The sequence below is a fragment of the Actinopolyspora mortivallis DSM 44261 genome (assembly GCF_000384035.1).
In the GTDB taxonomy this organism is placed as follows: domain Bacteria; phylum Actinomycetota; class Actinomycetes; order Mycobacteriales; family Pseudonocardiaceae; genus Actinopolyspora; species Actinopolyspora mortivallis.
The window spans coordinates 2,110,373-2,123,203 of record NZ_KB913024.1 but is presented as its reverse complement, the minus strand read 5'-3'; the positions used below and the strand labels follow the sequence as shown (position 1 = coordinate 2,123,203).

At 67.7% G+C, this 12,831-nt stretch carries 10 protein-coding genes; 2 read left to right on the top strand and 8 right to left on the bottom strand.

Annotated features, from left to right (window positions below):
- Positions 1 to 34 precede the first annotated feature (34 nt).
- Positions 35 to 2,194, top strand: coding sequence for an excinuclease ABC subunit UvrB (uvrB, locus tag ACTMO_RS0110055; RefSeq protein WP_019854564.1), 2,160 nt, complete (start codon positions 35 to 37; stop codon positions 2,192 to 2,194).
- Positions 2,195 to 2,244: 50 nt separating this feature from the next.
- Here uvrB and ACTMO_RS0110050 read toward each other — a convergent pair whose 3' ends face one another.
- The 6 genes from ACTMO_RS0110050 to ACTMO_RS0110025 all read right to left on the bottom strand — a co-directional run bounded on the left by ACTMO_RS0110050 (position 2,245) and on the right by ACTMO_RS0110025 (position 8,276).
- Positions 2,245 to 3,429: an acyl-CoA dehydrogenase family protein gene (locus ACTMO_RS0110050; protein ID WP_026449065.1), complete on the bottom strand. Its 1,185-nt coding sequence runs from the start codon at positions 3,427 to 3,429 to the stop codon at positions 2,245 to 2,247.
- 49 nt (positions 3,430 to 3,478) lie between these two features.
- Complete coding sequence (locus tag ACTMO_RS0110045; RefSeq protein ID WP_051099258.1) at positions 3,479 to 4,432, bottom strand: 3-hydroxyacyl-CoA dehydrogenase NAD-binding domain-containing protein; 954 nt, start codon at positions 4,430 to 4,432, stop codon at positions 3,479 to 3,481.
- A gap of 17 nt (positions 4,433 to 4,449) precedes the next feature.
- Positions 4,450 to 5,190, bottom strand: a complete 741-nt coding sequence (locus tag ACTMO_RS0110040; protein WP_019854561.1) for an acetoacetate decarboxylase — start codon at positions 5,188 to 5,190, stop codon at positions 4,450 to 4,452.
- Between the two features lie 16 nt (positions 5,191 to 5,206).
- Positions 5,207 to 5,983 (bottom strand): crotonase/enoyl-CoA hydratase family protein, encoded by a 777-nt coding sequence (locus ACTMO_RS0110035; RefSeq protein WP_026449064.1) that lies wholly within the window; start codon positions 5,981 to 5,983, stop codon positions 5,207 to 5,209.
- A 2-nt stretch (positions 5,984 to 5,985) separates the two neighbouring features.
- The gene (locus ACTMO_RS0110030) at positions 5,986 to 7,197 is read right to left on the bottom strand and encodes a CaiB/BaiF CoA transferase family protein (RefSeq protein WP_019854559.1); all 1,212 of its coding nucleotides are present in this window, start codon (positions 7,195 to 7,197) and stop codon (positions 5,986 to 5,988) included.
- A 176-nt stretch (positions 7,198 to 7,373) separates the two neighbouring features.
- The gene (locus tag ACTMO_RS0110025) at positions 7,374 to 8,276 is read right to left on the bottom strand and encodes a LysR family transcriptional regulator (protein ID WP_019854558.1); all 903 of its coding nucleotides are present in this window, start codon (positions 8,274 to 8,276) and stop codon (positions 7,374 to 7,376) included.
- 161 nt (positions 8,277 to 8,437) lie between these two features.
- Here ACTMO_RS0110025 and ACTMO_RS0110020 point away from each other — a divergent pair, with 161 nt between their 5' ends.
- Positions 8,438 to 8,860, top strand: a complete 423-nt coding sequence (locus ACTMO_RS0110020; RefSeq protein WP_019854557.1) for a PPOX class F420-dependent oxidoreductase — start codon at positions 8,438 to 8,440, stop codon at positions 8,858 to 8,860.
- A 54-nt stretch (positions 8,861 to 8,914) separates the two neighbouring features.
- Here ACTMO_RS0110020 and ACTMO_RS0110015 read toward each other — a convergent pair whose 3' ends face one another.
- Positions 8,915 to 9,814 carry an ABC transporter permease gene (locus ACTMO_RS0110015; protein ID WP_019854556.1) on the bottom strand — a complete coding sequence of 300 codons (900 nt, stop codon included), beginning with the start codon at positions 9,812 to 9,814 and terminating at the stop codon, positions 8,915 to 8,917.
- Positions 9,814 to 12,651 carry an alpha/beta fold hydrolase gene (locus tag ACTMO_RS0110010; RefSeq protein WP_245556113.1) on the bottom strand — a complete coding sequence of 946 codons (2,838 nt, stop codon included), beginning with the start codon at positions 12,649 to 12,651 and terminating at the stop codon, positions 9,814 to 9,816. The genes ACTMO_RS0110015 and ACTMO_RS0110010 overlap by 1 nt, the downstream gene beginning before the upstream one ends.
- Positions 12,652 to 12,831: the final 180 nt, after the last annotated feature.

Below are 12,831 nucleotides of genomic sequence, written 5' to 3'. Positions count from 1 at the left end.
GCGCGCTGTCGGTGTCACCTCGTAGGCTGGGGGCGTGGCATTCGCGACTGAGCATCCTGTCCTGGCGCACTCCGAGTTCCGCCCGGTCGGCGAGATCCCGCGCAAGGAGGGGCGTTTCCGGGTCGTCAGCGACTACGAGCCCGCCGGTGACCAGCCGGCGGCGATCGACGAGCTGGAACGGCGGATCAACTCCGGCGAGAGCAACGTGGTGTTGCTCGGTGCGACGGGAACCGGAAAGTCCGCGACCACGGCGTGGCTGATCGAGCGGTTGCAGCGGCCCACCCTGGTGATGGAGCCGAACAAGACGCTGGCCGCCCAGATCGCCAACGAGTTGCGCGGCTTCTTCCCGGAGAACGCGGTCGAGTACTTCGTCAGCTACTACGACTACTACCAGCCCGAGGCCTACGTCCCGCAGAGCGACACCTACATCGAGAAGGACTCCTCGGTCAACGAGGACGTGGAACGCCTGCGGCACTCGGCCACCTCGAACCTGCTCAGCCGACGGGACTGCGTGGTGGTCTCCTCGGTCTCGTGCCTCTACGGCCTGGGTACCCCGCAGTCCTACCTCGATCGCTCCATCGCCCTGCGGGCCGGGGCCGAGGTGGACCGCGACGTCTTCCTGAGAGCGCTGGTCGACGTGCAGTACCAGCGCAACGACCTGGCCTTCCAACGCGGCACCTTCCGCGTGCGGGGAGACACGGTGGAGGTCATTCCCGCCTACGAGGAGCTCGCCGTCCGTGTGGAGTTCTTCGGCGACGAGATAGAACGGCTCTACTACCTGCATCCGCTGACCGGCGACATCGTTCGTGAGGTGGAGGACCTGCGGATCTTCCCGGCCACGCACTACGTCGCCGGTCCCGAGCGGATGGAGCAGGCCATACGGGGCATCGAGACCGAACTGGCCGAACAGCTCGACAAGCTGGAACGCCAGAACAAGCTGCTCGAAGCCCAGCGGTTGCGCATGCGCACCCAGTACGACATCGAGATGATGCGCCAGGTCGGGTTCTGCTCGGGAATCGAGAACTACTCGCGGCACATCGACGGACGTGAACCCGGTTCGGCCCCGGCCACTCTGCTCGACTACTTCCCGGAGGACTTCCTGCTGGTCATCGACGAGTCCCACGTGACGGTGCCGCAGATCGGGGGGATGTACGAGGGGGACGCCTCACGGAAGCGCACCCTGGTCGAACACGGTTTCCGTCTGCCCAGCGCGTTGGACAACCGCCCGCTGACCTGGGACGAGTTCGCGGCACGGATCGGGCAGACCGTGTACCTGTCGGCCACGCCGGGTCCCTACGAGATGCGGAGCTCCGGCGGTGAGTTCATCGAGCAGGTCATCCGCCCCACGGGCCTGGTCGATCCGGAGGTGGTCGTCAAACCGACCGAGGGGCAGATCGACGACCTGGTGGCCGAGGTACGCGAACGGGCGGACCGGGACGAGCGGGTGCTGGTCACCACCCTCACCAAGAAGATGGCCGAGGATCTCACCGACTACCTGCTCGAACTCGGTATCCGGGTGCGGTACCTGCACTCGGAGGTCGACACCCTGCGGCGGGTCGAGTTGTTGCGTCAGCTTCGGCTCGGCGAGTACGACGTGCTCGTCGGCATCAACCTGCTGCGGGAGGGGCTGGATCTGCCCGAGGTCTCCCTGGTCGCGATCCTCGACGCCGACAAGGAGGGTTTCCTCCGTTCGGAGACGAGTCTGGTGCAGACCATCGGCCGCGCCGCCCGTAACGTCTCGGGCCAGGTGCACATGTACGCCGACGAGGTCACCGACTCGATGCGGCGGGCGATCGAGGAGACCAACCGCAGGCGGGCCAAGCAGATCGCCTACAACACCGAACACGGCATCGATCCGCAACCCCTGCGCAAACAGGTGGCCGACATCCTCGACCGGGTCTACACCGAGTCCGACGACACCGAGCAGACCGTCGCCGAGGCCGGATCGGCGCGTACCGCCTCCCGGGGCAAGAAACCCACCGGGGAGTCCTCCGCGGTGAGCTCCGGTGTGCTCAAGGACCGCGACATCGAGTCCATGCCCAGGGCGGAACTGGCCGACCTGGTTCAGCAGCTCAACGACCAGATGATGAACGCGGCACGTGAGCTGCAGTTCGAGCTGGCCGCGCGGCTGCGGGACGAGATCAACGACCTCAAGAAGGAGCTGCGGGCCATGGACGAGGCAGGGGTGGAGTAGACCACGGCGCGGTCCCGGTGGGCGGCACGGGGCCGCCCACCGGTGCGGACTCAGACGAAGGCGCTGCTTCCGGTGATCGACTTTCCGACGATCAGCGTGTTCATCTCGCGGCTGCCCTCGAAGGAGTAGACGGCCTCCGCGTCGGCGAAGAACTTGGCGACCTCGTAGTCGAGCACGATGCCGTTGCCGCCGAACAGCTCCCGGGCCCACGCCACGCACTCGCGCATCTTGGTGGTGGTGAAGCTCTTGGCCAGGGCCGCGTGGTCGGCTCCCGCCGTGCCGTCCTCCACCTTCTGGGCCAGTCGGGTGACCATGCCGAACATGGCCGTGATGTTGCCCAGCATTTTCACCAGCAGGTCCTGGATCATCTGGAAACCGGCGATGGGCCTGCCGAACTGCTCCCGAGAGACCGCGTAGTCCCGGGCCAGTTCGTAGGCGCGCACAGCCACACCGAGCGCCTGCCAGGCGACGTTGCCGCGTGTCTTGGCCAGCACCTTGGCGGTGTCCCTGAAGTTCTCGATGTTCTGCAGCCGGTTCTCCTCCGGCACTCGCACCTCGTCCAGCGTGATGTCGGCGTTCTGCACCGAACGCAGCGCGATCTTTCCCTCGATCTTGCTGGTGTGGAAGCCGGGTGTGTCCTTCTCGACCACGAAGCCCTTGACCTGTCCGTCGGCCTCATCCCGGGCCCAGACGACCACGAGGTCGGCGAAGGTGCCGTTGCCGATCCAGCGTTTCGCGCCGTTGAGCACCCACTCGTCACCCTCCCTGCGGGCGGTGGTGCGCATGCCCCCCGCCACGTCGGATCCTCCCTCGGGCTCGGTGAGCCCGAAGGCCCCGATCTTGTTCCAGGCCACCATGTCCGGCATCCAGCGGTCCCGTTGCCGTTGGTCACCGCCGCCGTGGATGCTGCCCATGGCCAGGCCGGTGTGTACTCCGGAGGCCACCGCCAACGACGGGTCGGCCTTGTTCAGCTCGACGCTGAGGAAGCCGGTGAACAGCGGCCTGCGGGTCCTTCCGTCCCCGTACTCGGGGAACTGGAATCCCGCGATGCCGAGTTTCGCGAAGGTCCGGATCGCCTCGAAGGGGAACTCGGCCCGGTCCCAGGCCTCGTTGGCCAGTGGTTTGATCTCGCGTTGGACGACCTCGCGGATCTCGGCGAGTTCGGAGCGTTCCTGGTCGGTGAGCAGCTCTCCGAAGCCGAAGAAGTCGGGGTCGGTGTTGACCGTCTTGGGCATGTGGATCACCTGTTTCCTGTCGAAGGACGAGACACCAGGGGTGCCGTCGTCACCGGTCAGAGTCACGCAGTGCCGCGAGCACCGCGCGTTGGTTGCGGTCGCGCCGGGCGGAACGCTCCCGGTAGGACTCGGCGTCGTTGCCGTAGGCCCGTTCGGTCTGGCCGGCGAGAACGTCGATGTTGGTGTCGGTGAGTTCGGGGGTGCCCAGGTCCTTCCAGCGCTCGGCCATCCCCTTGCCGAGGTGTTCCATCATGTGGCGGATCCCCGCCGGCCCGCCACCGAGGTGGAAGCTTTCGAACGGGCCCACGGTCGCCCAGCGGTTGCCGAGGGAGTTCTTCACGATCGTGTCCAGCTCCGCCGCGTCGACGACCCCGCGCAGCACGAGGTCGAAGGCCTCGGCCAGCAGGGCGCTCTGCAACCGGTTGGCGACGAAGCCCGAGGTTTCGCGATGCAACCGCACCGGGGTCTTGCCCAGCCGTTCGTAGTAGCCGAACGCGGCCTCGCTGACCGCCTCGTCGGTGCGCCGGCCGGGAACGATTTCGACGAGCGGAACGATGTGCGGGGGGTTGAACGGATGGGCGACCAGCAGCCGGGAGGCGGACCGGTCCGGGAGCTTCGCTGATATGTCGCTGGGCAGCAGCCCCGAACTGGAGGAGGCCAGAACCGCGTCCTCCGGGGCGGCCCGCGCGATGCGCAGGAACAGGTCCTGCTTGAACTCCAGACGTTCCGGGGCGTTCTCCTGCACCAGGTCGGCGTGGGCGACGGCCCACTCCGGTTCGCTGCCCAGCTCGATCCGTTCGCGGACCTGGGAGACGTCGGCCCCCGGGATGCCCCGGCACAGTTCCGGCAGGGAGTTTTCCAGGGACTCCCGGAGGTCGGAACGGGGGTCGGACAGTCGTACGTGCGTTCCGTGCGCGGCGAACAGGGCCGCCCACGCCAGTCCGATGGTTCCCGCGCCGACGACGGCGGCCGTGTCGAAGCGGGAGGTGTTCGAGGTGCTCATGGTGGTCTCCTTGCCGGTCACTGTTGGTCCAGGTAGTCGTGCACCGGATGGACCGGCCCCAGGGTCAGGTCCGTGAGAACATGGCTGGCCGAAACGATTTCGCGAACGGGGAGGTCGGCCAACGGAGCCAGCGCGTGTTCGAACAGCTGCAGACGGGCCGGGGCCGTCCACGCCTGCTTGACCGTGATGTCGGTGATCTCGGTGCGCACCAGCTCGCACACCCGGGGGCCCTGACGGCCGCCGGGAACGATGTTGAGCATGTAGGTGGGAACCGTGATCTGCTGCCGTGCCCGCTCACGGTCCAGGGGGTGGTGCTTGTATCCCATGGTCGCCGTGGCAACCCGCTGGCCGCCGTACTCCAGAGTGCCCACCAGCGCCGCGTGTTCGGTACGCAGTTCCGGGGTGGCCGGCACCTTCGGGTAGGCGCTCAGTTCGCGGCCGGAGGCGATGGCCGGGAAGTTGTCCAGATACATCGCGTGCAGGTACTCGCCGCGTTCGTCCCCGAAGCGCACGGGGATCGCCTGCCCCGCCTCGGTGTAGGGACCGAAGGAGGTCACCTCGTTCATGCGCATGATCTCGAAGCGGACCAGGGGCTCCTCGACACACAGCGGTTCGGGGACGACCCGGTCGAGCACCTCGGGATCCGTGCGGTAGACGATGTTCAGGTACTCCCGGTCGGTGAAGCGGGGGACGCTGGCCGCGAAGGCCGGGTTGGTCAGCGGGGTGGTCAGTGCTTGGCGAACCTCTTCCGAGCGCACGGCAACTCCTTTCGTCTCAGCGCGCGGACCACCGCGGTGAGCGGTGTTCCGCGAAAGCCCGTGCTCCCTCGGCGAAGTCCTCGGAGGCCAGGAGAGCGCGTAGCTCGTCACGTTGGGTGGTGAAAGCCTGCTGCTCCGACTGGCGGGCGGAGGTGCGGGCCACTCGTTTGGCGGCGGCGACCGCCAGGGGAGCGTTCGCCGAGATCCGGGCGGCCAGTTCCAGGGCCTCGGACTCGGCGCTGCCGTCCTCGACGGTGTGGTTGACCACGCCGAGCTCGGCGGCCCGCCGCGCGGTGATCGTCTCCCCGGTCAACAGCAGTTCCATCGCGAGGTGGTACGGGATCCTCTTCGGCAGCCGCACGGCGCCTCCACCTCCTGCGATCAGGCCACGCCGGACTTCGGGGAGCGCGAACTGCGCCCCGGAGCCGGCGACGACCACGTCGCAGGCCAGCGCCAGCTCGAAGCCACCTCCCATCGCGAAGCCCTCGACGGCGGCCACGAGGGGTTTGGCCGGTTCGGCCTCGGTGATGCCCGCGAAGCCGCCTCCCTCCACGGTGGCGGACTCGCCGTTGGCCGCGGCCTTGAGATCCATGCCCGCGCTGAACACGTCTCCGGCGCCGGTGAGCACCCCCACCCGCAGTTCGGGCTGTTCGTCCAACCGCCGGACGGCTTCGGCGAGGTCGTGGGCCACGGCTGCGTTGACGGCGTTGCGGGCTCGGGGCCGGTCGATCGTGATCACGAGGGTGTTGCCGTGTTCACGGGTGCGTACCGGTCGGGACTCGTTGGTGCTCATGCTCACTCCCCCGCTGTGGTCGTGTCGTCCGTCCCGCCGAGCACCTCGGCGGTGTCCTGGCCGGGACGGGGGGCGTGTCTGCGTACCGAGGCGGGAGTGCGGGAGAAGGTCATGGGGATTCCCACCACCCGGTAGCTCCCCTCGGTGGGGTGCTCCGCCACGTCCAGTAGTCCGCCGTCGCGGACGTAGGGGTCCGCGGTGGCCTCCTCCAGACGCAGGACGGGACCGACCGGGATGCTGTGCTTGGTGCCGACCTCGATCCACTCCGCGGAGGTGAGTTCCGGGGTGACCGACTCGATCAGCTCGGCGAGGTCCTGTCCGTCCCTGCGGGCGTCGATGAACTCCCCGTTCACCCGGGGATCCTCCGCCAGGTCGGGACGGCCGGCGGCGGCGAACAGGTCCCGGAAGTTCTGGGGGGTGTAGGGGATGATCATGACCAGCCCGTCCTTGGTGGGACGTGCCCGGTGTCCCTGGTTCAGCGAGTTCGGGAAGCCGGTCGGTCCCAGCGGAGGCTCGAAGGTGTGCCCCTGCAGGTGCTCGACCATGGTGAACGACAGCATGGTGTCGGCCATGGGGATCTCCACCCGTTGGCCCTCGCCGGTTCCGCGCTGGTGCAACAGGGCGGCCATGCTGGAGTAGGCGATCGTCAGCGCGGTGACCTTGTCGGCGAAGATGCTGGGCAGTACGGCGGGGGTTCCGAGGTCACCCGCTCGCTGGGCCAGGTCGATCAGTCCCGAGGCCGCCTGGACCGTCTCGTCGTAGGCCGCCAGTTCCGCCCTGTCCGAGTCGGGGCGGAATCCCTGGGCGTGGGCGTAGACCAGGGCGGGGTTGCGTCGGGCGAGAGTGTCGTAGTCCATGCCGAGGCGGTCCAGAGCGCTCTGCCTCATGTTGGTGATCAGCAGGTCCGCGTCGTCGATCAGTTCCAGTGCGCGTTCCCGCTGCTGCTGGTCCTTGAGGTTGAGCTCCACGCTGCGTTTGTTCCTGTTGACGTTGAGGTGCAGCGGGGTCATGCCCGGGCTGCGATGGGTGGTTCCGAGCCGGGCGCTGTCCCTGGGGGACTCGATCCGGATGACGTCGGCTCCGAGATCCCCGAGTATCTGTGCGGCGTAGGGGCCCATCACCACGGTGGACATGTCGATGACCCTGATGCCCTCGAGTGGTCCCGTCGCGGAGGACTCCTCCGTGACGGTGTCGGAATCGGCCGTGTTCGTCATGGTCACTCTCCCTCGGAGACCGAAATTTTCTTACCCTCACTAAATACAGTACGAGCGTACTGATTGGTTTTCAAACAATCCGCGCGATCATGTCGAGAAAAACGGCGTGACCGCACTGGTCACGCGTTCACGGGAGCTCCTACGGGGAGGGAGTGAGCCGACGGGCGCTGTCGAAGTCAGGAGTCAGGAAGTACCTTTTGGGCGATTTCTACTGGTTTTTGCAGGTCACAACCTTCTTCTCCACGGTCGGCGCGCCAGACCAACCCCGTGGAAAGGGCAGGGGAGAAATCCTCGAAGGGAAGTACCACCTGTTCGTCGGTGCGATATTTCCGCATTCCGCTTTCCGGGTCGAGCATGGAGATGGAAAAGGCGGAACCGTTGGCCACGAGCTCGCTTATCGCGGAGTAGTCCCCGGTGTTCAGGTGGATTCTCTTTTTGATTCCGGCCCTGTCCAGGCGCCTCTCCAGCTGTTCGAAGTACACGGGAACGGTTCCCTCGGCGGGCACGATGTAGGAGTACTCGGTGAGCTCGCTCAACGAGACACTGCTGTGCGCACCGAACTCCGCCTTCGGCAGCACGGCACCGAGCGGTTCGCGGGTGACCTCCACGATCCTCAACGCACTCGCGTGCACCGGAAGATGGACCAGGGCCATGGCGAGTTCTCCCCGAAGGACCGAGCGCACGAGATCGTCCGTGTTCGCCGGCCAGCGCTGGATCCGGTGGCTCCGCGCGCACTCCCGCTCCAGGGCCACCAACCGGTCACGAATCCGGGAGTGCAGTCCGGGGGCCACACCGACGTACACCGTCGGATGCGGAACCTCGGCGGCCTGGCGCATTCGCCAGGGAATGTCGTCGAAGCGGTGGACCACCTCCCTGGCGTGGGGCAGCAGCTGGCGACCGGCCTCGGTCAGCTCCACGTGGTGGGAGTCCCGGGCCAACAGCGTCGTTCCCAGTTCGCGTTCGAGGTCGCGGATCCGTTGGCTCAACGGCGAGGTCGCCATGTGGAGTTGCCGGGCGGCCCGGGAGAAACTCAGGTTCTCCGCGACCGCGAGGAAGTAACGCAGGTGGAAGATTTCCATCGGGGTCGAGCCTACTCAAGACCGCCGGTCCTCTCCCGTGCGTCGGAGGACGTCGTGCGCGATCACTCGGGAACCGTGTGTCCCTCCGCCCTCCGACCGCCCGACTCTCCTACGATCGAGGTGAACCGACGTCGCGCGAGACGAGCCGGGAGAGTCCAGCAGTGCCGAAACCGCCGTTGCCCGAGCAGGTGAGCGAGCTGCTCGCCGCCCCCAATCCCTGCGTGATCACCACGGTACGACCCGACGGGCAGCCCGTCTCCGTGGCCACCTGGTACCTCTGGGAGGGGGGAAGGGTCCTGGTCAACATGGACCGGGGGAGGAAACGGCTGGAGTACATGAGGGCCGAACCCAGGGTGAGCCTGACCGTGCTCGCCGCCGACAACTGGTACACCCACGTGAGCCTGCAGGGGCGGGTGACCGACCTGCTGGACGATCCGGAGCTGGTCGACATCGACCGTCTGGCCCACCACTACACCGGGAAGCGCTACCACGTCCGGGACCGGCACCGGATCAGCGCGTGGATCGGGGTGGACCGGTGGCACGGTTGGGGCGCCGCGGAGAACACCGACGTCGTGCACCACTGACGGCGGATTCGACGACAGTGTTTCCCGCGGGGAGAAACCGTTTTCTCGGGTCGGTCAGCTCGTGATGTCACTGCGATGGAAACGAACGAGGGCGGCCGTGGTGAACACCGAGGCGTAGGCGGTGGCGGACAGCGCTCCGTGGGCCATACCGGTCCAGTCGATCTCCGGATCGAGCAGGTCCAGCCACGCCGTGGCGTGATGGGTGGGAAGCAGCACACGAAGTTCTCCGAGTTGAGGGACGCTGTCGAGGATCCGGGAGAGCACCGAGATCCCCACGCTGGCCCCGACCGCGGCCAGTGGGTTGCGGGTGCCCACCCCGAACAGCAACGCCAGGCTCGCGACCCAGCTCAGGTGCACCGTCAGGTATCCGCAGACGGCGAGCAGCACGAGTGCGCTGTTCCCGCCGGAGAGCACCGTGTTATCCGGAGTGACCAGACTTCCCGCCCCGTACCAGACGGTTCCCAGCCCCAGTGACACCGCCGTGAGCACGCCCATGCCCGCCACGGACAGCAGACCGGCCACGAGCGCCTTCTGCCGCAGCAGTCGATGCCGTGGTACGGGAATCGTGACCAGGCAACGCAGGCTCGCCCAGGAGGACTCGCCGGCGATCGTGTCCCCGAAGAACAGTGCCACCATCAGCGCCAACAGCAGGTGCGTGCACAGCAGCAGGGTGAACACGGCGAAGTTGGTGCCGTTGAACTCGGCCAGCTCACCCAGACCAGTGGCTCGCCCTCGCGACTCGGTGTCCTCACCGAGCACGAGCGCGAGAACCAGCAGCGCGGGCAGCGCGACGAGACAGCCGAAAACGACCCTGGTACGGGTGCGGGTCAGCTGTCTGCGTAGCTCCACCCGTAACGGCAGTGTTCGCTTCGCCCGGTAACCGGCGGCGCTGCCGTCGGAGCCGGGTGGGTCGGCGGGGGAGTCGGTGGCGGTGAATAGCTGTTCACGTGACATCAGCGATCCTCCCCGACGAGTTCCAGGAAGGCGTCCTCGAGTCTGCGGTGAGGTCCCACCCGGTTGATCGAAACCTCGGCGTTCACCAGAGCGTTCACCGCCGTGGCCGTCGGGTGCCTGGCCAACTCGGCGTAGACGACGTCGTCACGGATCTCCACGTGGCCGATTCCCTCCAGCGAACGCAGGGTGCTGGCGGCGCGCTGCGGCTGGTCCACGTGGAAGGCCGTCACCGAGTCGGCCGCGATCAGTTCCTCCACCGTTCCGGAGGCCACCCGCCGTCCCCGACTGAGCACCACGACATGAGTACAGGTCTGCTCGACCTCCCCGAGCAGGTGACTGGACAACAGCACCGAACGTCCCGTGTTCGCGTATTCGCGGAGCATCTCGCGTGTCCGTTGGGTGTGCGTCGGATCCAGCGAACTCATCGGCTCGTCCAGGATCAACAGTTCGGGCATACCCAGCATGGCCTGGGCCAGGGCCACCCGTTGGCGCATCCCCGGCCCGTAGGTGCGGGCCTTCTGCTGGGCTGCCTCGCCCAGCGCCGCGATCCGCACCACCTCGTCGAGACGGGCCTGTTCCAGGGGACGACCGGTGGCCTCCCAGTGCAGGCGCAGGTTCTCCCACCCCGTCAGGTGGGGCAACAGTCCGGGGGAGTCGACGAGCCCCCCCACCCGGGAGAGGACGGGGGCGCTCGGGACGACCTCGTGGCCGAAGACGTGGATCCGCCCGCTGTCGGGACGTGTCATGCCGAGGACCATGCGCAGCAGCGTCGTCTTTCCGGCCCCGTTGGGGCCGAGCAAACCGACGATCTGCCCGCGCTCCACGCGCACGGACAGCTCCCGGACCGCGTCCGGATGGCGCGGATAGGACTTGTCGACCCGCTCCACCGAGAGCGGAACATCGGTGAGTTCCGGATCGGGGGGACGTTTGCGGGAGCGCTCGAAACGCACGGCCAGCACCGTGGCCACCACGATCAGTACCGCGAAGGCTGCGATTCCGAGCAGCGCTCCCACCGGAGGAGACGGTGAGCGCGCGGGCTCGGCGGCCACCGACGGAAGGGAGAGGGTGTTCCTGCCCGCGGGGGCGACCCGATAGACCGCGGCCTTGTCCGGCGTGGCGAAGGCGGGATCGGTGGTGCTCAGGCGCAGCCGCAGCCGATGCCCCTCCCGGAGGGTGTGCACCACCGCCGGCAGTGCGACGTCGACCTCGGTGGCCCCGCCGTCGGGGGACAACCGGTCGACCCGGATGGGAGCGCTGGTGGTGCTCAGCGGGGTGGTCGAACCGTCCGGCCCCACGTCGAGCAACCTGGCGAAGAGCACGGCCGTGGTGTTGCCGGGTTGGCCCGGTACCGAGGCCACCGACAACTCGGTCTGCGGGGTGCCCGTGATGCGTACCTCCTCCGACCTGGGTGCGCTGTCGAACACCGCCACCTGCTCGGCCGCCTGTTCGGGAGGGCCGGGATTCAGGGAGGGGGATGTGGAGGTGGCCGTCCCGGCACCGGGGTCGTCCTCTCCCGTGCTTCCCGAGGAGGAGTTGGAGCTTCCTCCGGGAGGATTGATCACCTCCGTCGGTTCGCCCCGCAACGGGAGGGTGAACCGGGGCGGGGGGGAACCGTCGAGTCCCGGATAGGACTCGGCCACCAGCGTGCTGCTCTCCGAGGAGGACCCCTCGCCCGTTCCGGACGGAAGCTGGTAGGAGAAGGAGGCGCGCGGAGCCTCCTTCCGGGGGGTTCCGGGAACGTGTAGGTGGTGGGAGAACCAGTCGCCGACCTGCTCCCAGACCTGGGAGGGGAGCTCGCCGTCCTCGGAACCGTCCACCCAGAGCATCTTCACGGTACCCCCCGCCGCGGAGATCTGGCGTGCGTTCGCGTCGGCCTGTTCGGGGCCGAACAGGGAGTGCCGCTGACGTTGGACCAGCAGTGTCGGTACGTCCACGTTCTCCGTGACGCTTTCGGGCGAGACCAGGCGCAGCAGCCGCCTGGTGCTTTCGTCGGCCCGTCCGTTCCGGGAGAGTCTCGTGTACGCCTCGCAGAGAGTTCCGACGAAGTTCTCGCACGTCAGGGGCTCGTCTCCGTCGGGAGGAGCGGGCGGGGCCGAGGTCGTGGTGGGCGAGGAGGGACCTCGGGAGCGTGTCGGGTCGCCCGTGGCCATCTCGAAGAGCCTGCGCGCCCAGACGCGTCGGAAGACTCCGGGAGAGCTGTCCGCCCCGTGGGCCGCCGTGGTGACCGGGATCGGACTCTTCGAGGCGGCGTTCGGCAACATCGCCGCCTCCAGGTCGTTGTAGGTGGACACGGGGGCGATCGCGTCGACCCGGGGATCGGTGCCCGCGAGCAGGATGCTCAGTGCTCCGCCGTAGGAGACCCCTCCCACGCCCACCAGCGGGTCCTTCTCACCCTGGGTGAGGATCTCGGGCTGTCGTGCCATCCAGTCCAGCAGGCGTCGTGCGTCCCGGACCTCGTAGTCGGGTGCGTTCAGGGCGATCTTGCCCGTGCTGTCCCCGAAACCACGGGAGGAGTAGGTCACCACGGTGAAGCCGCGGGCCGCGAGTCGGCGGGCGGGTTGCTCCAGTTCCGACTTGTCCCCGGTGAACCCGTGCGCCAACACGATCGCCGGTGCCGGGGTGGAGACGGGGATGTGGAGCGTGAGGTCGAGCTGTACGCGGTGTTGTTCCCGGGGGCCGTCCAGCACGTCGATGCTGGCGTGCCGGGTGCTCGTACGAGGCCGGTTCTCGGAGGAACCGTCGTCCGAGAACCACAGCGCCACTCCGGCCACGATCAGGGCCACCAGGGTGGTCGACAGCAGTGGAAAACTCGGAACGCGCCGACGGGACGGAAACACGCGCACGACCCTAGAGGACCGAAACCCTCCGTGGGGGTTCGTGAGGGGTCCGTGCGGGCAGAAGGTACCGATTGGATACGGCGTCGCAATCGCATCGCTATAGAACGTGCCGTGCGCCGCCGGTGAACCCATTTAACCACTCGGAGGCGTGATTGGCCACCGGAAAACGGAATATTCCGT

Bases quoted from the DNA above. Each gene is read 5' to 3' on its own strand.
- ACTMO_RS0110050 (WP_026449065.1), bottom strand. From the start codon at position 3,429: ATGCCCAAGACGGTCAACACCGACCCCGACTTCTTCGGCTTCGGAGAG.
- ACTMO_RS0110045 (WP_051099258.1), bottom strand. From the start codon at position 4,432: ATGAGCACCTCGAACACCTCCCGCTTCGACACGGCCGCCGTCGTCGGC.
- ACTMO_RS0110035 (WP_026449064.1), bottom strand. From the start codon at position 5,983: ATGAGCACCAACGAGTCCCGACCGGTACGCACCCGTGAACACGGCAAC.
- ACTMO_RS0110030 (WP_019854559.1), bottom strand. From the start codon at position 7,197: ATGACGAACACGGCCGATTCCGACACCGTCACGGAGGAGTCCTCCGCG.
- ACTMO_RS0110025 (WP_019854558.1), bottom strand. From the start codon at position 8,276: ATGGAAATCTTCCACCTGCGTTACTTCCTCGCGGTCGCGGAGAACCTG.
- ACTMO_RS0110015 (WP_019854556.1), bottom strand. From the start codon at position 9,814: ATGTCACGTGAACAGCTATTCACCGCCACCGACTCCCCCGCCGACCCA.